The following is a 21814-nucleotide window of genomic DNA, read 5'->3' as shown; positions in this document are numbered from 1 at the left end:
CAATGTCCCAGTCCGGTGAGGTCACCCGGCGGCGCCCGAGCCTGAGGAAGAGGAGGAAGTCGTCGACCGGCGAGATGTCGCTGGTCGAGCACCTCCAGGAGCTGCGCCGCCGCGTGGTCATCTCCCTGATTGCCGTGCTCGCGGGCACCGTGCTCGGTTTCCTCTGGTACCAGTACAGTCCCTTCGGGCTCAGCCCCCTCGGCGAGATCCTGCGGGGGCCCTACTGTGAGCTCCCACCCGAGAACCGCGCGGATTTCACGGCGGACGGCGAGTGCCGCCTGCTGGCGACCGGCCCCTTCGAGATGTTCATGCTGCGCCTGAAGGTCGGTGCTCTGGCCGGCCTAGTGCTCTCCTCCCCGGTGTGGCTCTACCAGATCTGGGCCTTCATCGTCCCCGGTCTGCACAAGAAGGAGCGCCGCGGTACCTTCACCTTCGTCACCCTCGCGGTAATGCTGTTCACTGCCGGCGCGGTGCTGGCGTACTTCGTCGTGCACTACGGCCTGGACTTCCTGCTCACCGTCGGCGACGAAACCCAGGTCGCCGCACTCACCGGCGAGCGCTACTACAACTTCCTGCTGGCGCTGCTGCTCATCTTCGGCGTGAGCTTCGAGGTTCCCCTGATCATTGTCATGCTCAACATCGTGGGCATACTCGAGTACGAGGCGATCAAGGACAAACGCCGGGTGATCATCCTCACCCTGTTCCTCTTCGCGGCGTTCATGACCCCGGGGCAGGATCCTTTCTCCATGGTGATCCTCGCCGTCGCGCTGACGCTCCTGGTGGAGATGGCGATGCAGTTCGCCCGCTGGAACGACAAACGCCGGCAGCGCCACCGCCCGGAGTGGATGGACCTCGAGGACGAGGCCGCCTCCCCGTTGAACAGCGGCCCGGGCGGGGTGGACGCACCGGCGCCGGTCAGCGCCCCCGCCCCGGTGGCGCCGTCGCACGGGACCTTCGACGACGTGCTCTGAGGTTCCGGGTGATCAGGCGACCTCTTCTTCAGTAACGTGGGTCTCATGGACACCAACGACAGCACTGTGAGTCACCTCGCGGAGTTCACCTCCCGCCTCAGCTTTCCGCTGGACGACTTCCAGCTCCAGGGCTGTCAGGCGGTGGAGGACGGCCACGGGGTGCTTGTCTGCGCCCCGACGGGCGCCGGCAAGACCATCGTCGGCGAGTTCGCCGTCTCTCTGGCGCTGTCCCGGGGGACGAAGTGCTTCTACACCACGCCGATCAAGGCGTTGAGCAACCAGAAGTACCACGACCTGGTCAAGGCGCACGGCAAGGAGGCCGTCGGCCTGCTCACCGGCGACGTGTCGATCAACGGCAGCGCCGAGATCGTCGTCATGACGACCGAGGTGCTGCGCAACATGATCTACGCGGCCTCACCGGCGCTGGACCGCCTCAGCCACGTGGTGATGGACGAGATCCACTATCTGGCCGACCGGGAGCGCGGCCCGGTGTGGGAGGAGGTCATCCTCAACCTCGATGAGCGGGTCAACATCATCGGGCTCTCGGCGACGGTGTCGAACTCGGAGGAATTCGGCGACTGGCTGTCCACCGTCCGCGGCGACACGAAGGTCATCGTCACCGACCTGCGCCCTGTCCCGCTGGATCAGTGGATGATGGTCGGCCGGAAGATCTACCCCCTGTTCGAACCGGGCACGGGCGGCCAGGTCAACCGGGAACTGGAGCAGCGCATCGAGCGGATGGAGTCCGCCCAGGCGGAGGAGGGGCGTTCCGACTGGGAGTCGGGCCGCGGTTTCCGCGCGAGGGCGGAGGGCCGCCGTGCGGGCGTCAAACGCCCCGAAGACCGTCAACGGCCGGTGGGGCGCCCCGAGGTCATCCGGGTGCTGCAGAGCATGAAGATGCTGCCCGCCATCACCTTCATCTTCTCCCGAGCGGGATGTGACGGCGCGCTCTTCCAGTGCCTGCGCTCCAACCTGGTCCTCACGAGCCAGGAGGAGTCGGAGCGCATCGAGGCGATCATCGACGAGGGCGTCGCGGGCATCCCGCTGGAGGACCTCGAGGTGCTGCAGTTCTCCCAGTGGAAGGCCGCCCTGAAGCGCGGTTTCGCCGCCCACCACGCGGGCATGCTCCCGGCGTTCCGCCACATCGTGGAGAAGCTCTTCGTCCAGGGGCTGCTGCGCGCGGTCTTCGCCACCGAGACTCTCGCCCTGGGCATCAACATGCCGGCGCGCAGCGTGGTGCTGGAGAAGCTGGTGAAGTTCGACGGTGAGAGCCACGTCGACCTCACCCCGGGCCAGTACACCCAGCTCACCGGGCGGGCGGGGCGACGCGGTATCGACGTCATCGGCCATGCCGTGGTGCAGTGGTCGCCGGCCATGGACCCGCGGGCGGTGGCGGGGCTGGCGTCGACACGCACCTACCCGTTGATCTCCACGTTCGTCCCCGGCTACAACATGGCCGTCAACCTGCTGAACATGCTCGGCTTCGAGCCTTCGCTGCGTCTGCTGGAGAAGTCCTTCGCCCAGTATCAGGCCGATGAATCCGTGGTCGACGATGTGCGCGAGATCGAGCGCGCCGAGCACCGTGTCCGGGAGTTGCGCTCCCAGCTCAACGACGCGATCGTCACCTTCGCCCCGCCCGTCCGCGACGGGGACGACGCGGCCGACCTGCTCGTCGATTACATGCGTCTGCGCCGCGATCTCAGCGAGGAGGAGAAGGCCTCCCGCCTCCACTCGATGGAGCAGCGTCAGCAGGAGACCGTCACGCTGCTGGGGAAGCTGCAGGTCGGCGACGTCATCGCGATTCCGGGGCGCAAACACCCGGTGCTGGCGGTGGTGGTCACCCCCGCCAACCAGACCGCCGACCCGCGCCCGTGGGTGACCACGGAGCAGGGCTGGTCCGGGCGTATCGACGCCGCGTCCTTCGCCAACCCGCCCATCACCATCGGCCAGATGCGCCTCCCGCGCAACGTGGTCAAGGAACCGCGGCGGAACACCCGCTACGTCGTGGACCATTTCCGGCGGCACAGTTTCGGCCGTCCGGGCAAGATGCGCCAGGTGGCCCGGGTGCGCGACTCGGAGAAGGTGACCGCCCTGCGCACCGCCCTGCGCGATCATCCGGTGCACACCTGGCCGGCGACCGACCGGGAGCAGCTGGCCCGTGTGGGCGAGAAGCTGGCGCGCCGCGAACGGGAACTCGACCGGCTCAACGCCCGCATCGAGAAGGCCACCGACACCCTCGGCAGGCACTTCGAGCGCATCATCGCGCTGCTGTCGGAGATGTACTACGTGGAGTTCGAGGGCACCGGCCCGGACCGGATCCCGGTGCTCACCCCCGAAGGCGAACTGCTGTCCCGGATCCACATCGGGTCCGACCTGCTGGTGGCCCAGTGTCTCCGCCGCGGGATCTGGAACGAGCTCGACCCGGCGGAGCTGGCCGGAGTGGTCTCGCTGTGCACCTTCGAGAGCCGGAAGAACACCGGCGGGGAGCCCGAGGCCGCCACTGACCGGATGGCCACGGCCATGGACGACACCATGCGGGTCTGGTCCGAGCTGGCGGCCGACGAGAAGCGGCACAACCTACCCCTCACCCGGGAGCCTGAGGCCGGTTTCGCCCTGGCCATGCACCAGTGGGCGGCCGGCGCCCCACTCGGTTACTGCCTGGCCGCCGCGGCCGAGTCGGGTGCCGAGATGACCCCGGGAGACTTCGTCCGCTGGTGCCGCCAGGTCATCGACCTGCTCGACCAGGTGGCCAAGACCGCCTACACCGACGATGTGCAGGCCAACGCCCGGCGCGCCATCAACGCCATCCGCCGGGGTGTGGTGGCCATCGGCTACTAGTTCGCCTGTTGGCGCACTCTGAAAGGAGGAACCCGCAAGCAGTGGCTCCTTTCGGGGTGCAGGCCGGAAACCCGGCTGATTGCGGGTTTTTCCATTCAGAAGGGGAGAGCGGCACTTCAGTACGCCTGCTGCAGGGCAGCCACGGCCGCGGCGATGGCGCCCCGGTGCGGGGCGACCTGCGCGACGGTGGCGATGCCGGTGTTCATGCCCAGGGGGTCGGTGACCATGGACTGGACTGCGGCGATCTCCCCGTTGACGATCACGGGTCCGCCGGAATCGCCCTTGATGGCCTTGGGATTGTTGTGGAGGATCGCCGCGGAGGTGACGAAGGTGCGCACATTGCGCCCGACGGCGATGGGGGAGCGGGCGATGACCCGGCCGACCCGCTGTCCGGGGCGGCGCAGACCGCCGCCGAAGCCCTCGGTGACGGTGGGGGCGAGGAAGGGGGCGGGGGACGTCGACAAGCGGAGCAGGTCCTTGGGCGGGGACGGGGTGTCCAGACGCAGGACCGCGATGTCCGTGCGGGGGATGCGGACCGCGCCGAGGACCTTCGCGGGGAACCACGCGCCGCTGACGAAGATCGGGCCGCTGCGTCCGCGCAGGAAGTGGGAGCAGCTGAGGACCAGGTCGGTGCGGGTGTGGACGGCGGCCTCCAGGTCCGGGCTGATGAGCACGCCGGAGCAGTAGGAACGGCCGGACTTCAGTCGCAGGGTGGTGGAGGAGGACACGCCGCCCCAGGGTAGCGGCGCTTAGGATGGTCGGCATGGCTGAACTCTTCGACTCCACCGTCTACGCCCGCCGCCTCGAGGAAGCCGCCCGCCTGTGCCGGGTCCGGGGGCTGGCGGGGCTGATCATCGGGACGGGCCCCGAACTGGCGTACCTGACCGGTTCCTGGCTGAGTTCACACGAACGATTCACCGCGGTCGTGGTCCCCGCGGACGGCAGGCCGGTGCTCCTCGTGCCGGTGACTGATGTCGGCGATGTCGCGCACTCCGCCGTCCCCGAGCTCGACGTTCAGGTCCGCGGGTGGACCGACGGGCAGGACCCGCACGCGCTGGCCGTGGCCGCACTGGGGGAGACCGGCGCGGTGGCCTTGGGCTCCTCTCTGACCACCCTGCACGTGCTCGACCTGCAGCGGAAGCTGGTAGGGCGGGAGACGGTGGCGGCGGCGACCACGCTCAAGGAGTTGTTCATGCGCAAGGACCTCGCGGAAGTGGAGCAGCTCCACCTGGCGGCCGCCGCGATCGACCGGGTGCATGAGCGGGTGCCCGGGCTGTTGCGCGCCGGGCGCACGGAGGCGCAGGTGGCCGCGGACCTGCACGCGCTGATCCTCAAGGAGCACGACCAGGTGGACTTCGTCATAGTCGGCTCCGGCCCCAACGGGGCGAACCCGCACCACAGCCACTCCGGCCGGGTGCTGGGGACCGGGGACATCGTGGTGGTGGACCTCGGCGGCACCCGGGGTCCCGGCTACCACTCGGACTCGACCCGCACCTATGTCGTCGGTGGTCTGGAACATGCGGCCCCGGACGCGGTGGCCGCCTACGGGGTTCTCCACCGGGCGCATGCGGCCGCTGTGGCGCAGGCCCGCCCGGGTGTGACAGCTGAATCGGTGGACCGCGCCGCCCGTGACGTGATCACGCAGGCCGGGTACGGGGAGTACTTCATCCACCGCACCGGCCACGGCATCGGGCTGTCCACGCACGAGGAGCCCTACATCATGGCCGGCAACGGCCTGGTCCTGGAACCGGGGATGTGCTTCTCCATCGAACCGGGGATCTATCTGCCCGGCCACTGGGGAATGAGGCTGGAGGATATTGCCGTGGTGACGGACAACGGTGTAGAATTGCTGACACGTCACCAACGAGATCTGAGGTAACCCCATGAGCGGCACCACCCGCGCCCTGTTCGTCGGACACGGCACCCCCATGAACGCCATCGAGGACAACGACTACACGCGCACCTGGTCGAAGTTAGGCCAGGAGGTCAGTCAGGCCGCCCCCCGGGCGATCCTCGCCGTCTCCGCCCACTGGTACACCAAGGGCACCGGAGTCACCGCGATGACCAACCCGCGCACCATCCACGACTTCTGGGGCTTCCCCCCGGAGCTCAACGCCGTCCAGTACAACGCCCCGGGCGACCCCGAGGTCGCCGAGCTGGTGCGAGACATCGCCAAGCCCACGCTCGTGCAGAACGACCATGACTGGGGCCTCGACCACGGCACCTGGTCCGTGCTCAAGCACATGTTCCCGGAAGCCAAGATCCCCGTCGTGCAGCTGTCCATCGACGCCTCCAAGCCCCTGCACGAGCACGTCGCCCTCGGTTCCCGGCTGGCGAAGCTCGCCACCGATCACAACGTCCTCATCGTCGGCTCCGGCAACGTCGTCCACAACCTCTCCCTGGTGCAGTGGCACGCCGGCGACACCGGCTTCGGCTGGGCCGACTCCTTCGACGAGGCCGCCCGCGACATCATGCTCGGCGACCCGGACCGCCTCGAGGCACTGCGCGACCACGAGGGCTACACCCGCTCGGTCCCCACACCGGACCACTTCCTGCCCCTGGCCTACATCGCCGGCGTCACCACCGCAATCGGCGGTAGCCAGGTCGACGTGTTCAACGAGCAGCGCACCATGGGCTCGCTCTCCATGACGGGATACCGGGTGGCATCCTAGAGGGCATGAACGCACTCCTGCTCCTCGGCGGACACTCGGACATCGGCGGAGAGCTCGCCGCACGGCTGTGTTCCGGGCGCCCCGTCGTGCTCGCCGCCCGCCGCGCGGACTCTCTTGCCGACGTCGCCGCCCGCCTCCGGGCCGCCGGCGCCACCGCCGTCCACACCCTCGCCTTCGAGGCGGCCGACCTTGCCTCGCACCGGGAGCTGGTCGAGCGGGCGCAGGAACTGGCCGGGGGAGTGTCCACCGCGGTCCTCGCCTTCGGCATCCTCGGCGACCAGGCCCGCGCCGAGAAGGACGAGGCCCACGCCGCCGAGATCGCCACCATCGACTACACCAGCCAGGTGAGCATGCTCACCGTCCTGGCCGACACCATGCCGCACGGGGAGATCGTCGCCTTCTCCTCCATCGCCGGCTGGCGGGCGCGCCGGGCCAACTACGTCTACGGCTCCACCAAGGCCGGGCTGGACGCTTTCTGCCAGGGACTGGCCGACCGCCTGCACGGCACACCGCTGCGCCTGATCACCGCCCGCCCCGGGTTCGTCATCGGCTCCATGACGCAGGGGATGAAGCCCGCCCCCATGTCCGTGACTCCGGCGCAGGTCGCGGATGCCGTCGCCGCGGAGATCCGCACCGGGAAGGGGAGCGCCACCCTGTGGATCCCCCGGCGGCTGCGCCTGCTGGCCTGGGTGATGAAGCTCGTCCCCCGCCCCGTCTGGCGCCGCATGCCCCGCTAGCCCGCCACCTCGTACTCGCCGTCCCCGGTGGCCAGGTACTCGGTGTGCGGGCGCGCCGGGGCACCGCACCGGTGAGCGCAGCCGACGAAGTGGGTGCGTTCCGACACGAGGGCGCCGGAAGCCGCCGCCTGGAGCGCGTCGCCCCGGACGTCGGAGAGCGCCAGGGAGCACTGGGCGGCGCCCACGCACGCGGAGACGGTCCGCAGCGGCGAATTCACGTCGAAGATCAGCCCCTGCGGCGCCAGCACGCGGACGACCTGTTCGGCTACGGATTCGCTCAGCCCCTCGATCCGCAGCACCCGGTCGCGGCACAGGGTCACGGGCGCCTCGATCACGTCGAGCATCCGCGCCATCCGGGAGGTCAGGACACCCAGCGGCAGCCCGGCGCCCAGGTGCACCAGCCCGTCCTCCTGCGCGAGCCACCCGATCTCGCCCACAGGCGCGGCCAGCTCACCCGGGTCGACGGGGATGCCGGCGGATCGGGCGGCGTCGAGAAGCGGGCCCCCGGAGTAGAGGCGCAGCCGACCGGCGTCGGTGAGGTGCAGGCGGGAGGCCGCGTGTTCGTCGGCGAGCGCGGCGAGCGGCTCCCACCCGCCGGGGGCGATCACGCCCGCGGGCACGGCGATGTCGAGGAATGCGGGGAGAAGTTCGGTCACGACTGAGCAGTCTAGTTACAGTGGGGTGCGTGTTCACCAACCGTGCCGACGACCCCCGGATCCACCGGTCCGGCGTGGGCGAGGCCGCAGCGCGCGCCTGGCTACCGCTGGCGCACGAGGTCGGCAGGGGAGCAGTCCGTCGGTTGACCGGCCGCGACGGCTCCCCGCGGCGGCCGTCGTTCACCGAATGGGACACGGAACCCAGCTTCGACCACGCCACCTGGGTGATCGGTGAGAAACCGGGGACTCTCCTGGCCTCCGCGCCCATGCGTCTGCTGGGGACCTCCGGTTCCGCCAACCCCGCGACGGCCTGGCGCATCGAGTACGTCACCACCGACGCCCGCGGCCGCACCATCACCGCCACCGGCGCCTTCCTCCGCTCGCGCCGGCCCTGGCGCGGCGGCCCGCGGCCGGTCGTCGCTTTCGCGCCCTCGACCCAGGGCGTGGCGAAGCACTGCGACCCCTCCTACAGCTGCTCGGTGGGGATGAGCGTCAGCCTCGACGGGCCCCTTGACATCGTCGCCTCCTACGAGTTGCCGGCCCTGACCATGCTGCTGGCCGCCGGCGCACACGTCGTCCTCACCGACTACCCGCGGGACCCCGACTTCGGTTGGCAGCTCTACTGCGACCACCCCTCCGGCGGCCGCGCGCTTCTCGACGCCGTCCGCGCCGCCCGCCCCCTCGGACTGCCGGAGGACACGCCGGTGGGGATGTGGGGCTTCTCGCAGGGCGGGGCGGCGGTGGGCATGGCACTGGAACGGGCCGACTACGCTCCCGACGTGCGGACCCGCGCCGCGGTGGTGGGAGCCCCGCCCTCCCGGCTCAACGAGGTGCTCACCCATCTCGACGGCTCCCTGGTCACGGGCGTGCTCTCCTACGCGGTCGCGGGCCTGCTGGTCATCTCCCCGGAGATCCGCGCGGAGATCCTCGCCAGCCTCTCCCGGGAGGGCATGGACCACGTCCTCGCCGATACCACCACCTGCGCGGTCAGCTCGGTCTTCACCTCCGGGTGGCGCGGCACATCCCGCTGGACCCGCTCCGGTGTGCCCCTCGGCGAGCTTCTCGACGACCTCCCGCACGTCGCCGCCGAATTCGACCGCCGCGAGCTCGGCACTGCGGCGCCGTCCGTGCCGGTGCTGCTGTGGGGCTCCCGGCACGATGACGTCGTCCCCGCCCGGCAGGTCCGCGAACTGCGGGACGCGTGGCGCGGGCAGGGCGCCGAACTCACGTGGCTCGAGGACCGCACGCCCCGGCTGCCGGGCCGGACCGGGGCGAATCATTTCGGCCCCTATTACCGGCGCCTGCCCGGCAACGTCGGGTGGTTGATCGATCAACTGCGCAGGTAGTGTGGCAGACGTGCCGTTGATCTTCGCAATCGTTCCCGTCCTCCTCATCGAGGCCCTCACCTTCTGGGCTGTGGCCTCCTGGCTCGGCGTCGGCTGGGCCCTGCTCCTGCTGTTCGTCCTCATGGCCCTCGGGCTGGTCAGCGCCGGAGTGGAGATGCAGCGCGTCGGCCGGCTCGCCGCCGCCCAGCGGATCAGCGCCGGGCGCCTGGCAGGCGACTACGGCCTGCTCACCGCCGGCGCCATCCTGGCCGGCACCCCCGGCATCGCCTCCTCCGTGGTGGGCCTGTTGCTCATCTTCCCGCCGACCCGTTCCCTCGCGCGCAGGATGCTCGCCGCGAAGCTGATCGGTTCCATCGAGAACTTCGGCGTCCGCAGCTTCGAGGCCACCAACGCCGGCCGCTCCGCCACCAGCTACGGCAGCTTCGTCGACCCGGAGGCCCCGCGTTCCGGCGAGCCCGCCGGCGAGGTCATCGACGAATCAGAGATCGAGGAATGGACCCGCGACATCCGCCCCGAGGACTTCGGCGGAAAGCCGGGGGACAGGGAGTGATTCTCCTGCTGCGTCTCCTCCTCGCCGCAGCCTCCGGTTTCCTCGCCTTCACCTCCAACGAACCGTTGGGCTGGTGGATCGCGGGGGTCCTGGGCATGGCGGGGCTCTACGTCTCGGTCATGCCCTGGAAGGGCCGGCCGGGCCCCTCTCTGCGCGCGGGCGCCCTCATCGGCTTCGTCCACGCCCTGGTGGTGTACCTGTTCATGCTGCCGTGGATCGGCGAGTTCGTGGGCAACCTGCCCTACGTCGCGCTCTCCGTCTTCTGCGCCCTCTACGCGCTGGCCGCCGGCCTCGGCGGGGTGGCTGTCGCCCGGTGGCGCTACGGATTCCTCGCTTTCCCCTTCGTCTACGTGCTCGTCGAATGGGCCCGCAGTTCCTTCCCCTTCGGCGGCTTCGCCTGGGTCCGGCTGACCTGGGGCCAGGTCAACGGACCCCTGGCCGACCTCGCCGTCTGGGGCGGCCCCGCCCTCGTGACCCTGGCCGCCGTGGTGGTCGGCGCCGGGCTGGCGGGCCTGCTCACGCGCGACCGCCGGGTACGGGTGACGGCGGTGGCGGCGGTGATCCTTCCGTCGGCGGCCGGCCTGCTCACCGGCCTGACCGTGGTCGACCGCGAGGAAGCCACCGTCGGCCAGGTCACCGTCGCCGCAGTGCAGGGCAACGTGCCCCGCATGGGGCTGGACTTCAACGCCCAACGCCGGGCGGTGCTGACCAACCACGTCAACGTCACCGAGCAACTGGCCGCCCAGGTGGGGGAGAGCGGGGAGGAACTCGACCTGGTCATCTGGCCCGAGAACTCCTCCGACGTCAATCCCTTCGCCGACGAACGGGCCGGGCAGCTGGTCGCTCAGGCGGTCGCGGCCGTCGATACGCCGGTGCTCGTGGGCACCATCACCCGCGACGAGGTCGGCGACCGCAACACCATGGTGGTGATGGACCCCGAGACCGGCAGGGGAGACCACCACCACAAGCATTTCCTCCAGCCCTTCGGCGAGTACATGCCCATGCGCGACTTCTTCCGCATGTTCTCCCCGTACGTCGACCAGGCCGGGGACTTCAAGCCCGGCCCGCCCGAGTTCACCGTGCGGATGGACGACATCGTCCTCGGCGTGGCCACCTGCTACGAGGTCGCCTTCGACCCGGCCTACCGCCAGGCGGTCCTCGACGGTGCCCAGCTGCTGAGCACGCCCACCAACAACGCCACCTTCGGTTTCACCGACATGACCTACCAGCAGCTGGCCATGAGCCGGATGCGCGCCATCGAGGTCGACCGGGCCCTGGTCGTGGCCGCCACCTCCGGTGTCTCCGCCATCGTCCACCCCGACGGCTCCGTCAGCCAGGAGACGGGGATCTTCGAGCCCGGGACCCTCGTGGAGACGCTGCCGCTGCGGGATTCGCTCACCTTCGCGGCCCGGTACGGCCATATCGTTCAGCTGGGACTTATAATCCTGGGAGGCATGCTCTTGGCCGCCGCCCTGGTGACCGCCCGCCGGAAGCCGCTTCGTGCCACAGGCAAGCCTCGACCGTCAACACCCCATAGGAGACCTTCGTGACCAACCCCAGTGACGCGACCCTGGTGATCATCCCCACCTACAACGAGCTGGAGAACCTCCCGCTCATCGTGGGACGTGTCCGCGCCGCGACCCCGGAGGTCGACATCCTCGTCGTCGACGACAACAGCCCTGACGGCACCGGGGACAAGGCCGACGAGCTGGCTGCGGAGGACGCGCGCATCAACGTCCTCCACCGCGAGAGCAAGGGCGGCCTGTGCGGCGCGTACGTGGCGGGTTTCCAGTGGGGCCTGGAGCGCGAATACACCGTCCTGTGCGAGATGGACGCCGACGGCTCCCACGCCCCGGAGCAGCTCCACCTCCTGCTGTCCGAGATCGACTCCGGCGCGGACCTGGTCATCGGTTCCCGCTACGTCCCGGGTGGCAAGGTCGTCAACTGGCCGAAGAAGCGCTGGATCCTGTCCAAGGGCGGCAACGCCTATATCTCGTTCATGCTGGGCGGTGGCCTGTCCGACATGACCGCCGGCTACCGCGCCTACCGCCGCGAGGTGCTCGAGGCGATGGACCTGGACGAGCTGTCGAACGCCGGTTACATCTTCCAGGTCGACCTCGCCTGGCGGGCAGTCGTCGGCGGTTTCGACGTCCGCGAGGTGCCCATCACCTTCACCGAGCGCGAGATCGGCGAATCGAAGCTCGACGGCAGCTTCGTCAAGGACTCCCTCGTCGAGGTCACCCGCTGGGGCGTCAGGCACCGGGCCGGCCAGGCCGCCGAGATCGCCAAGGTAACCAAGGGCATGCTCGGCTACGAATTCAAGCACTGGCAGCGCAGCCGCCGGCGCTGACACGGCAAAACTCCCCTCCCAGGAGGACGGGAGGGGAGCAGGTGCGGGGGAGTCCTGGGGAGGACTACTCGCCTTCCTTGGACTGCTGCTCCTTGAGCAGGCGGGCCGCGGAACGACGACGCTTGCGCAGCAGCTCGACGCGCTCCTCGAGGAGGACGTCGAGCTCTTCGATGGAACGACGCTCAAGCAGCATGTCCCAGTGCGTGCGCGGGGGCTTGACGGGCTTGGACTCGACGCCTTCGCCCTCCATGAGGGTTCCCAGCTGGCCGTTCTTGCACATCCACTCTTCGGGGATCTCCGCGTCGTCGGCGAACGGGACCTCGTAGATCTCGCCGCTGTCTGTGCGGTACTTCACCATCTGGCGCGGGGCAAGGTCGTGGTCGCGGTCAGTTTCATAGCTGACGGCACCCATGCGGCTGCCGCGGAGTACGCGATCTGCCATTGCGGCATCATCCTTTTCGTTGCATTCCCGGGGGAACCGGGGCGAAAGATCCCGCCCGGTTCACTTGTAGACGTACCAGTATAACGGACCCGCCGCGCCTTTTGTTCCCTGCGCACGGCAACGATCGGTTATTGTGTGTCACGTGACGATATCCCCAACCAAACCTGCGGTTTCCTGCGCGTGGTGCGGCAAGGAGCTGAACAGCACCGGCCGCGGCCGACCGAGGAAGTACTGCAGCAGATCCTGTAAACAGCGGGCCTATGAACAGCGCCACAATGTCGCAGGTACCAGTATCCCGGCGGAAGCGGTTATCATTCATCCGGACCGCGTCGAAGCACTGCGGGATTCGCTCTTCGAACTGCGGTGCGCGGCCGAGGACGTCGCCACCGCATCCGCGGAGGGCGCTGACCCGGACGAATTGCGCGACCTGTGCACCGAATTGGTTGCGCTCGCACGGACGATTGAAAAGTTGAGGTAACACAGGATGGCCCAGCAGAAATCCGCCAGCAAGATCGTCATCGCGATCTTCGTCGTACTCATCGTTGTACTCGCCCTGGTGGCTGTCGTGCCGGTGCTCATCGCCATGGCAATGGGGCCGGGCGTGCGCACGGAGGGGCTGTCCGCGGAGGGCGCGCAGCCGGCGTCGACCGACATCAACGGTCAGTGGCGCGTCACGCAGACCCGGGACGAGAACACCACGTCCGTCGGCTTCACCTTCTTCGAGATCCTGCCGTCCGACCGCCGGGAGACCTCCGGGTCGACCCAGGACGTCGAGGGCTACGTGACGATCGAGGCCGGCACCCTGCAGGCCGGCGAGATCACCGTCGACATGAACGAGGTATCCACCGACAACGAGCGGCGCGACATCAACGTCCGCACCAAGATCCTCAACACCAACGAGTTCCCGACAGCCACCTTCCGCGTCACCGAGCCCGTCGACGTCTCCGAGATCCCGGGTGACGGAACCCCCGCGAAGCTGACGCTGGACGGGGAACTGGAGATCCGCGGGGAGACCCGCCCGTTGAGCCACGAGTTCGACGTGCTCCGCGACGGAGAGCTTCTCGTCGTCTCCGGTGACGTCCTCATCAACCGGAATGAGTACGGCGTGGAGTCGCCCGATTTCGTCGCCGCCAAAATCGACGACGTGGGCGAGCTGAACATCCGCATTGCCCTGGAGAAGAACTGATGACTCCCGCACGCATGATCCCGATGATCTGGCTGCGCCTCATCGTCATCCTCGGGTTCGGAATATTCGTCGCCTGGCAGGGGCACTGGTTCGTCGGCGTCATCGCCGGCGTCATGGTTCTGGCCTCTGCGGGACAGCTCTGGTACGCATACCGTCAGCGGGACGCGGAGTAAGGCACTCAGCCCTAGTTACGTCACAGTGACGTAATGGGGCGGGGCCCGGGGGTGGTGTAGAAGTGGCCGCCAACGGGCCTTAGCGCGTTCCCGGGGCCGCATGTGGCACGGGTGCCGTCGGGAGCCGGGTCAGCACCCGCGCCGGTGCGCCGGGGATGAGCGGGCGCGCCGCGGCGGGCCGCTCGGCACGGAACTTCTGACGGAAGCAATCCGTCGGCGCGGGAACGTCAGGACGGGCGGGGGCAGGACCGTGAACGCGCAGAGGCGTCAGGACTAAGGGGCTAAAGGGGGCGAGCAGCGATTCGGGCCGGTCTGCCCGGCATTGCTTATTGTCCGATAATGTACATTATGTCATTTCGTGTGGGGCCGGCACTCCTCCCGCGCGCTCAGCGCAGCGTCGCCAACCACGTGTCGACCGCCGCCTGCCGCTCCCCGAGATGCTCCTCACGGTCAAGTTCGAGTTCGGCGGCGATCCGCCCGTCGATCATGTAGACCACCCGGTCACCGTGGGACGCCACCTGCGGATCATGCGTGACCAGCAGCATGGTCATGCCGTCGGCATTGAGCTCCTCCAGAATCCCCATGATCTCCTGCGCCGCGGTCGAATCCAGCGCGCCGGTCGGTTCGTCGCCGAAGACGATCGCCGGATCGTTGATCAGCGCCCGGCAGATGGCCACCCGTTGCAGCTGGCCGCCGGAAGCCTGCGAGATGTCCCGGTCGCCGAGCTCCCTCACTCCGGTCCGCGCCATGAGCGTGCCCGCGCGTTCGTTGAGCACCGCACGCGGGGCCAGCTTGGCCAGGTATCCCGGGAGCACCACGTTATCGAGCAGGGTGAGGTTTTTCAGCAGATGGACCTGCTGGAAGACAAAGCCCATGCGGGTCAGGCGCAGATTCGCCAGCTCTGCGGCGTTGAGGTCCGCCAGCGCCTCCCCGTCCAGGCTCACGGTACCGGCGTCCGGGCGATCCATCCCGCTGACCGCGTACAACAGCGTCGATTTACCGCAGCCCGAAGGCCCCATGATGCTGAGGAACTCGCCGCGGCGGACCGTCAGGTCCACACCGTGCAGGACGGTGGTGCCGCCGAAATGCTTCTCGACGCCCCGCGCCTCCAGAATTGCGTTCTGAGCTGGTGTTTCCTTCATTTTTCCGGTCCTCTTACTCGACGTTCAGGGTGCTGATTCCGGCGTTGCCGACCTCGCGGGTGGCCACCGTCGTAGCGGCGCCCACCGCCAGGATGAGGGCGGCTGCGACGGCGGCCAGGGCAGGCCCGATGAGCAGATCGATCTGGCTGGTGCCCTGGAGCAGGTTGGCGGTGCCGCCGAACATGACCTCGAAGATGAGGTTGAACAGCCTCTCCCCCACGGTCGCCGCTCCCAGCAGCCCCACCGGCACGGCCAGGACGAGGACGGTGAGAATGCGCGTGAGATACTGCGCGCGCACGTCGCGGTCCGTGGCCCCGATCGCCCGTTGGATCGCCACCTGGCCGCGGTCCGAGGCCAGCAGCATGCGGGTGAACATCATGGTCATGAGGACAGCCAGCAGCATCGCAGCCAGCGCCGAAGCGCGAGCAGGGAGAGCGCTATCTCCCCCTCGCCGGACGGCGCCCGCCCGTCGGCGTAGCTGACCGGCAGGATGTCGTGGTCGCCGCTTTCGACGTAGAGGTTGACGCTGGTGCCGTCCGTCCCGCCCACCTCATGGCGGGTCGTGGTCAAGGCCGTGAACTCGGCGACGTCGGGCGTGGCCGCGAGGGTGTCGACGGCGGCGTCGAAAAGCTCGGCGGAGGAGTCGTCCGCGTACTGCAGATCCATGCGGACATCGGCCGGACCGACACCCATGTAGGTGAGAAACTGCGGGGACCGGACGGTCAGGGCGGCGCTGCTGGGCACCACCACGATGAAGACGCTGACGACGAAGACGAAGAAGAGCAGCACGAACATCGTCCACCGGCGGCTCAGGTCGATCAGCCCCAGCGAGACGTTGGTCGGCGTCGCCATCCTGTGCAGCTTGAGACCGCGGGCCCAGGCTTTCCCGCCCGGCTCGGTGGCGCGCAGGGCCGCCACCGGGCTGATCCGGTTGAGCCTGCGCAGCAGGAGGCGGATGGAAACCAGAATCAGCGCATAGACACCGACCGCAGTGAACGCCGGGGCGAGCCATAACGCCGCTCCGCCGCCGGTGCCCAGGTAGCGGTTGAGTCCCGTGGACAGCGCAGGGGCCAGTGCCAGGCCCCCCCCCCAGCAGCCCCAGGGAACAGGCCACCGCCCCGAACGCTGCGTATTTGGCCAGGTAGATCCGGCTGATCCCGCGCGGGGCGACCCCGATGGCCGCGAGCACTCCGATCTCACGGCGGTCCTGCTGGACCGCCGTGAGGAAGGACAACCGGAGACACAGCAGCCCGACCAGCATCAGCAACAAGGCGGCGAGGACGACCACTCCGGCGACGATGCCCTCGCTGATCATGTTGAACATGGTGAAGGTGGCGCGGTCGACCATGTGGCCGGCGCTGGGCAGGCGGTCGTCCTGGTAGGCCTTCCGGAATCCGGCGATCTGCGTGTCCGGATCCTCCAGCCAGAAGGAGATGAGGTGCTCCGGCGTGCCGGTGTGCGCGGCGACGAGGTCCAGCGCCCCCGGCTGCACCGCCAGTCGCTTGGAGCCGGCGATCGCGGTGTTCATGATCGAGTCCCGGACGAAACCCGCGACGGTCAGATCGTGGCGGAACCCGTCGGGGCCGGCGACGAGGTCCAGCGCCCCCGGCTGCAGGTCTTCCTCGATCTCGTAGTAGACGGGCAGCCACACGGTGCCCGGCTCGACGTCGGTCACCGGCTGGTTGTCTGCGTCCAGCAGCAGGTGGGTCCCGTGGGCGGTGACCTCGGGGCGCGCGGCCGCCCACCGAGCGATGTCCTCGGGTTCCAGCGGGCCGGCGTGCATCTGCACGACGTGCGGTGCGTCGGCACGCTCAAGCAACAGGTCGCTGGATCCTGCCAGCCGCGCGAGGAGCCCGGCGCTGGCGGTGGCCAGAACCACCGACAGCATCATCAGGACGATCAGCGTGAGAGAGACGGTGAGATTACGGCGGACGTCCTTGACGAGCATGCGGCGGAACAAGGTTCCTACTCTCCACTGCTGTGGATGACGACGTCCCGAGGCCGGAGTGTCTACCCGCATTGAATCCCGCCGGGCTGCACCTGTCAACCGGGGGGTGGATCCGGCCCGCCTAACCGCCCGGCGTGATCCGGTCGGCCAGCTCGGACAACGGCAGCTGCCCCTCCTTCGAGGCCTCCATCACCTCACGGGCTTTCGACACGGCACCCCAGGTGTTCCACATCAGGACTCCCCGGACCCGGTCTCCGTCCAAGTAGTACAGGACCGCGGCGTCGTGGGCGTCGTTCCACACCTCCTCTACCCGGTGGCTGGTGCGCGTCTCCCCCAGGGCCTCGTAGCCGTCGTCGAAGAGGTCCGACCAGAACAACGGGGTGTAGCGGTACCCGGTGCGGTTGCCCGCCATGGTGCGGCCAGCGGCGTCGCCGGAGCGTTCCGCGTTGGCCATGTGTTCGACGCGCCTGCGGCCCAGCAGCGGGTCCTCGAAGGTGGCGATGTCGCCGGCGGCGTAGACGTCCGGGGCGCTGGTCTGCAGTGTCTCGTCGACCAGGACTCCGCCCTGCTCCATCTCCAGGCCGGCCTCCTCCGCCAACCGGACGTTGGGGATGGCACCGAGCCCCAGGACCACGACATCGGCCTCCACAGCCTCACCGGTCTCCGGCTCGAGGGTGAGTTTTCTGCCCGCCCGGATCGAGGAGAGCCGGAAACCGCTGTTCAACGAGACCCCCTTCGATTCGTAGACTTCCGTCAGGTGGCCGGTGATCGAGTCCGGGAACATCTGCTCCAACAGCCGGTTGTTCGGGAAATGGACGCTGACATCGGCTCCCACCGCCGAGAGTCCGGCGGCGATCTCGGAGGCGATGTAGCCCCCGCCCACGATGGCGACCCGGGTGCCCTCCGAGACGAGGGAGCGCAGGTGCCGGTAGTCGTCGGCGTTGCGGTAGTAGACGATGCGGTCGTCGTCGGGTGTGTCGATGCGGCGGGCCGAGGCCCCGGTGGCCAGCAGCAGGCGGCCGTATCTGATCTGCTGGTCGTCCGAGGTGGTGACGGTGTGCGACGCGGGATCAAGGGCGGTCACCGTGGTGCCCAGGAGCAGCTCCGCACCCGTCTGCGTGGTGCCCAGGTCAATGTCCTCCAGGGTCGTGCCCGCCTTGAGCCACAGGTCCTTGGACAACCCGGGCCGGTAGAGCGGGCCGTCGCCGACGTCAGAGATGATGAGGACGGAGGCTTCGGGCGCCTCCTCCCGGATCGCGCGGGCCGCCTTGTCCGCGGCCACGCCGCCGCCGACGATGACATGGTCATAAGCGGGTTTGAGGGTCGATTTCACTTCGATCGGGTTCGACATGGTACCTGCACCGTCCTCGGAAGATCGGATTGGAGTGTGTTACGGCCCACACTACTCCTTCCGCGGGACCGTCGCGCCGGGTCTCAGGGGGCTTCTGAGCGGGGAAAACCTTCACCTTGTGCGGCCCGGCGGGCAAGAAAACGATCGGGTCACGACCCCCGACGCGGGGGCCGGGCCGTGGAAAAATGATCCTTGTCCCCTGCACCGCCCGAATCGTCCGGCACAAGGAAGCGCAATGAAGAAAGCTCCCCGCTCGGCACCGTTCCTCTCCCCCTCTCCCCCGCCGACGTGAACCAGTGGACACCACTGCGGGCCCTGTCGGCCACCCGGGGCTGACGACGGCCGAGGCGGAGAGACGGTTAGCCGAAGCCGGGGCCAACGAACTTCCGGCGGTTCGGCGGGTGCCGGTCTGGCGGCGTTTCCTCAGCCAGTTCACCAGCTTCTTCGCCCTGCTCCTGTGGGGCGCGGGAGTCCTCGCCCTGATCGCGCGCATCCCCGAACTGGCCGTCGCCGTCAGCGCGGTGGTGGTCATCAACGGGCTCTTCGCCTTCGCGCAGGAGGAACGGGCAACCCAGGCGGCGGCGAAACTCCGCGGCCTCCTGCCGACACAGGTCAACGTCGTCCGGGACGGCGCCCCGGCGAAAGTTGCGGCTGCCGACGTCGTTCCCGGCGACGTCGTGATGCTCACCGCCGGCGACCGGCTTCCGGCCGACGTGGAGTTCCTGAGCACGGACACCTGCACCGCGGACGAATCCATGCTCTCCGGCGAGAGTGTTCCGCTGCCCAAGGAAGCGGGCGACACCGGTTTCGGCGGGACATTCCTCGCCAACGGCACCGCTGAGGCCCTGGTCACCGCAACCGGAAGGAACACCCGCCTGGCGGAGATCGCCTCCCTGACTGCACACGTGGTCCCGCCGCCGACGCCGCTCCAGCGGGAGTTACGCCGCGTCGTCCGGACGATCTCCTCTGTGGCGCTGGGATTCGGCGTCGCTTTCTGCGTCATCTCGATCCTGGTGGGCACGCCCCTGCAGAACGCGCTCCTGTTCGCCATCGGCGTCGCCGTAGCCATGATTCCCGAGGGACTTCTGCCCACAGTCACCCTGTCCCTGGCCGTGGGCGCCCAGCGGATGGCCGACCGCAACGCCCTGGTCCGCAACCTCCAGGCGGTGGAGACCCTGGGTTCCGCCACTTTCATCTGCACGGACAAGACCGGGACGCTCACCCAGAACCGCATGAACGTCGTCGAGGTCTGGACACCGACGGGGGTGGTGACCGTCGACGGTGAGGGCTACTCCCCCGTCGCGGAGATCGCCGGACCGCCCGCCGCAACCGGCCCGGCGCGCCGGCTGGCCTGGGCCGCCAGAACCGCATCCCGGGGCCGCATCCGGCGCGGGGCGGAGGATTGGATCGCGGAGGGGGATCCGATGGAGGCGGCGCTGGATGCCCTGGCGCATAGGTTGGCGGAGAAGGACGGCCCCCGGATCCGGAGCCCGATGCCCGTTTCGCCTTCGACCCGGCCAGGCGGCGGGAATCGGTGGTTGTCGGGGACGAGCTGCTGGTGAAGGGCGCCCCGGAGAGTGTGCTGCCCCTGTGCACGAACACCGGGGACGCGGCGCGGGCCGCCGCCGAGCTCGCGGGTATGGCAGGTCGCGGACTGCGGGTCCTGGCAGTGGCTAGCCGGGCACTCCCCCCGGGGAGACCGGCGTCCCGCGGGGAATTCGAACGCGAGCTGACCCTGGAAGGACTGGTGGGAATGCAGGATCCGCCCCGCCAGAACGTCCCTGAGGCCCTCCGGCAGGCGCGGCAGGCGGGGATCAAGGTCGCGATGGTCACGGGGGATCATCCGGCCACTGCAGCGGCGATAGCCCGGCAGATCGGTCTCGCACCGGGTGAGCCGGTGGTCGTTGAGGGCCATGATCTCCCGGAGGACGAGGCCGAGTTGGGCGAGTTACTCGACCGCGACGGCGTGGTGGTCAGTCGTGTCTCCCCCGAACAGAAGCTCGCCATCGCCCGCGCCCTGCAGCGTCGGGGGCATGTGCTCGCGATGACCGGCGACGGGGTCAATGACGGCCCGGCGCTCAGCGAGGCCGACATCGGCGTGGCAATGGGTATGACGGGAACCGACGTCGCCCGCGAGGCCGCCGACCTGGTGCTTCTCGACGACAACTTCGCCACCATCATGATCGCCGTGGAACAGGGGCGCGCTACCTACACCAACATCCGCCGCTTCCTCACCTACCACCTGACGAGTAACGTGTCGGAGCTCGTACCGTTCGTGGTCTGGATTCTGTCTGGCGGGAGCTTCCCCCTGGCACTCGGGGTGCTGCAGATCCTGGCGCTGGACATCGGCACCGACCTGCTTCCGGCTCTCGCTCTCGGCGGAGAGAAACCGAGCCCTAACGTTCTGCGCAAGCCGCCTGAGAAGCGTCACCTCATGGACGGAGCGCTGCTGGCGCGGGTGTTTGTGGTGCTCGGACCGGTACAGGCAGCGTTCGCGATGGGGATCTTCACCCTGGTGCTGTGGGGATCAGGATGGACCTGGGGTGCGCAACCTTCGCCGGGGCTGCTGGCCACGGCCTCCGGTGCAGCGTTCTCCACGGTGGTAGTGGGCCAGATGGCCAACGCCGTGGCCTGCCGTAGCGCCACCCTCCCGGCCTGGAGAATCAACTGGTTCAGCAACAGAATGCTGGTGGCGGCGGTCGTCGTCGAAGCGGTGCTCCTGCTCTTCTTTCTCTCCTTGGCCCCGGTGGCCAGGGTTCTCGGGCACGCGCCACCACCGCTGGAGGCTGCGCTGGTTGCTCTCCTGGTCATTCCGACCCTGCTGGCGGTGGATGGTCTCCACAAGTTCCTTCGGCATCGCGGGCGAGACACCAGGTCCCGTACTGGCAGTCGGAGTTCGGGAGACACCCCTCCGCTGAAGCCTGAAGGGTAAACATGAGCCATGTCCCAGGAAAAGAATGACTGGCATTCGGACCACAAGAAGTCCCTCACCCGGGGGGAACGTGCCGCTGATGTCCTCCGCAACGCCATGGGAAGCTGGCGATTCGTAGCCACTTTCCTCCTGGCCATGGCCGCGTGGACGGCAGCGAATGTAGTGGCGGGCAGGCCCTGGGATCCGTACCCGTTCATTCTCCTGAACCTGTTCCTGTCCATGCTGGCGGGTCTCCAGGGCGCGATTCTGCTCATCGCCGCGAAACGACAGGATGCGATCTCTGCGGCCATGGCCCGCCACGACTTCGAGACTGACACGGCGGCGAAGGAAGAGATCGAACTGCTGCTGGAGATCAACCGGGAGCAGCTGGAACTCCTCCGTCAGCTGCGGGCGGAAGGCCGCCGGGAAGAATGAAGCCGGCTTCGGGCCGCAGCCGGGATTATCCGGAGCCGTCACGAAGGGAAGTGTCACCGAGCCGGTCGCGGATTCTGTCATGAAAGACCAGCACGCGCCCGGCATG

Annotated in this window: 22 protein-coding genes and 1 pseudogene; 15 read left to right on the top strand and 8 right to left on the bottom strand. The window is 68.8% G+C overall.

Annotation, left to right across the window (positions count from 1 at the left end):
* Positions 1-2: 2 nt before the first annotated feature.
* Both tatC and B840_RS06180 read left to right on the top strand, forming a co-directional pair.
* A complete protein-coding gene (gene tatC, locus B840_RS06185; protein ID WP_229676647.1) occupies positions 3-971 on the top strand; it encodes a twin-arginine translocase subunit TatC in 969 nt (322 codons plus the stop codon).
* 45 nt (positions 972-1016) lie between these two features.
* Positions 1017-3809 carry a DEAD/DEAH box helicase gene (locus B840_RS06180; RefSeq protein WP_042622565.1) on the top strand — a complete coding sequence of 931 codons (2793 nt, stop codon included), beginning with the start codon at positions 1017-1019 and terminating at the stop codon, positions 3807-3809.
* 116 nt (positions 3810-3925) lie between these two features.
* On the opposite strand, the gene B840_RS06175 is transcribed toward B840_RS06180, so the two are convergent.
* A complete protein-coding gene (locus tag B840_RS06175; protein WP_042621424.1) occupies positions 3926-4537 on the bottom strand; it encodes a S1 family peptidase in 612 nt (203 codons plus the stop codon).
* A gap of 35 nt (positions 4538-4572) precedes the next feature.
* Between B840_RS06175 and B840_RS06170 the strand changes: the two genes are divergently transcribed.
* From B840_RS06170 to B840_RS06160, 3 genes are read left to right on the top strand one after another with little or no spacing between them, the layout of a single operon-like run.
* Positions 4573-5688 (top strand): M24 family metallopeptidase, encoded by a 1116-nt coding sequence (locus B840_RS06170; protein WP_042622564.1) that lies wholly within the window; start codon positions 4573-4575, stop codon positions 5686-5688.
* Between the two features lie 4 nt (positions 5689-5692).
* On the top strand, positions 5693-6481 hold the full coding sequence (ygiD, locus tag B840_RS06165) for a 4,5-DOPA-extradiol-dioxygenase (RefSeq protein ID WP_042621423.1): 789 nt from the start codon (positions 5693-5695) through the stop codon (positions 6479-6481).
* A 5-nt stretch (positions 6482-6486) separates the two neighbouring features.
* The gene (locus B840_RS06160) at positions 6487-7218 is read left to right on the top strand and encodes an SDR family oxidoreductase (protein WP_042621422.1); all 732 of its coding nucleotides are present in this window, start codon (positions 6487-6489) and stop codon (positions 7216-7218) included.
* Here the strand turns inward: B840_RS06160 and B840_RS06155 are convergent.
* On the bottom strand, positions 7215-7874 hold the full coding sequence (locus B840_RS06155; protein WP_052491112.1) for a hypothetical protein: 660 nt from the start codon (positions 7872-7874) through the stop codon (positions 7215-7217). The genes B840_RS06160 and B840_RS06155 overlap by 4 nt on opposite strands.
* 29 nt (positions 7875-7903) lie before the next feature.
* On the opposite strand from B840_RS06155, the gene B840_RS06150 reads away from it, so the two are divergent.
* From B840_RS06150 to B840_RS06135, 4 genes are read left to right on the top strand one after another with little or no spacing between them, the layout of a single operon-like run.
* Positions 7904-9220: a lipase family protein gene (locus tag B840_RS06150; RefSeq protein WP_229676648.1), complete on the top strand. Its 1317-nt coding sequence runs from the start codon at positions 7904-7906 to the stop codon at positions 9218-9220.
* Positions 9221-9230: 10 nt separating this feature from the next.
* Positions 9231-9770 carry an FxsA family protein gene (locus B840_RS06145; protein WP_042622562.1) on the top strand — a complete coding sequence of 180 codons (540 nt, stop codon included), beginning with the start codon at positions 9231-9233 and terminating at the stop codon, positions 9768-9770.
* Positions 9767-11320: an apolipoprotein N-acyltransferase gene (gene lnt, locus B840_RS06140; protein ID WP_042621420.1), complete on the top strand. Its 1554-nt coding sequence runs from the start codon at positions 9767-9769 to the stop codon at positions 11318-11320. Before B840_RS06145 ends, lnt begins: the two co-directional genes overlap by 4 nt.
* Positions 11317-12120, top strand: a complete 804-nt coding sequence (locus B840_RS06135; protein ID WP_042621419.1) for a polyprenol monophosphomannose synthase — start codon at positions 11317-11319, stop codon at positions 12118-12120. The genes lnt and B840_RS06135 overlap by 4 nt, the downstream gene beginning before the upstream one ends.
* Before the next feature lie 64 nt (positions 12121-12184).
* Here the strand turns inward: B840_RS06135 and B840_RS06130 are convergent, their stop codons facing one another.
* The gene (locus tag B840_RS06130) at positions 12185-12562 is read right to left on the bottom strand and encodes an RNA polymerase-binding protein RbpA (RefSeq protein ID WP_042621418.1); all 378 of its coding nucleotides are present in this window, start codon (positions 12560-12562) and stop codon (positions 12185-12187) included.
* Positions 12563-12695: 133 nt separating this feature from the next.
* Here B840_RS06130 and B840_RS13075 point away from each other — a divergent pair, with 133 nt between their 5' ends.
* Genes B840_RS13075 through B840_RS13475 form a run of 3 tightly spaced genes read left to right on the top strand, consistent with a single transcriptional unit; the run spans position 12696 to position 13921 of the window.
* On the top strand, positions 12696-13040 hold the full coding sequence (locus B840_RS13075; protein WP_373285109.1) for a hypothetical protein: 345 nt from the start codon (positions 12696-12698) through the stop codon (positions 13038-13040).
* Between the two features lie 6 nt (positions 13041-13046).
* Positions 13047-13748, top strand: coding sequence for a YceI family protein (locus tag B840_RS06125; RefSeq protein ID WP_042621417.1), 702 nt, complete (start codon positions 13047-13049; stop codon positions 13746-13748).
* Positions 13748-13921 carry a membrane protein gene (locus B840_RS13475; protein WP_042621416.1) on the top strand — a complete coding sequence of 58 codons (174 nt, stop codon included), beginning with the start codon at positions 13748-13750 and terminating at the stop codon, positions 13919-13921. Before B840_RS06125 ends, B840_RS13475 begins: the two co-directional genes overlap by 1 nt.
* A 386-nt stretch (positions 13922-14307) precedes the next feature.
* Here the strand turns inward: B840_RS13475 and B840_RS06115 are convergent, their stop codons facing one another.
* The 5 genes and pseudogenes from B840_RS06115 to B840_RS06090 form a co-directional block, all read right to left on the bottom strand.
* Positions 14308-15063, bottom strand: a complete 756-nt coding sequence (locus tag B840_RS06115) for an ABC transporter ATP-binding protein (protein WP_042621415.1) — start codon at positions 15061-15063, stop codon at positions 14308-14310.
* A 13-nt stretch (positions 15064-15076) separates the two neighbouring features.
* Positions 15077-15466, bottom strand: coding sequence for an FtsX-like permease family protein (locus B840_RS06110; RefSeq protein WP_084602827.1), 390 nt, complete (start codon positions 15464-15466; stop codon positions 15077-15079).
* Positions 15445-15981 carry a hypothetical protein gene (locus tag B840_RS13695; RefSeq protein ID WP_042621413.1) on the bottom strand — a complete coding sequence of 179 codons (537 nt, stop codon included), beginning with the start codon at positions 15979-15981 and terminating at the stop codon, positions 15445-15447. Before B840_RS13695 ends, B840_RS06110 begins: the two co-directional genes overlap by 22 nt.
* Before the next feature lie 226 nt (positions 15982-16207).
* Positions 16208-16324: pseudogene (locus B840_RS14050) on the bottom strand (hypothetical protein); the annotation flags it as partial.
* 808 nt (positions 16325-17132) lie between these two features.
* On the bottom strand, positions 17133-18362 hold the full coding sequence (locus tag B840_RS06090) for an NAD(P)/FAD-dependent oxidoreductase (protein WP_042621410.1): 1230 nt from the start codon (positions 18360-18362) through the stop codon (positions 17133-17135).
* Positions 18363-18658: 296 nt separating this feature from the next.
* On the opposite strand from B840_RS06090, the gene B840_RS13800 reads away from it, so the two are divergent.
* Genes B840_RS13800 through B840_RS06080 form a run of 3 tightly spaced genes read left to right on the top strand, consistent with a single transcriptional unit; the run spans position 18659 to position 21708 of the window.
* Positions 18659-19924, top strand: coding sequence for an HAD-IC family P-type ATPase (locus tag B840_RS13800; RefSeq protein WP_268236896.1), 1266 nt, complete (start codon positions 18659-18661; stop codon positions 19922-19924).
* A complete protein-coding gene (locus B840_RS13795) occupies positions 19897-21294 on the top strand; it encodes a cation-translocating P-type ATPase (RefSeq protein WP_229676650.1) in 1398 nt (465 codons plus the stop codon). Before B840_RS13800 ends, B840_RS13795 begins: the two co-directional genes overlap by 28 nt.
* Positions 21295-21303: 9 nt before the next feature.
* Positions 21304-21708 carry a DUF1003 domain-containing protein gene (locus B840_RS06080; protein WP_042621409.1) on the top strand — a complete coding sequence of 135 codons (405 nt, stop codon included), beginning with the start codon at positions 21304-21306 and terminating at the stop codon, positions 21706-21708.
* The last annotated feature ends 106 nt before the right edge of the window (positions 21709-21814 follow it).

It is taken from the genome of Corynebacterium marinum DSM 44953 (assembly GCF_000835165.1).
In the GTDB taxonomy this organism is placed as follows: domain Bacteria; phylum Actinomycetota; class Actinomycetes; order Mycobacteriales; family Mycobacteriaceae; genus Corynebacterium; species Corynebacterium marinum.
Note: the sequence above shows the minus strand (reverse complement) of the source record. Positions and strands in the feature narration are given on the sequence as shown.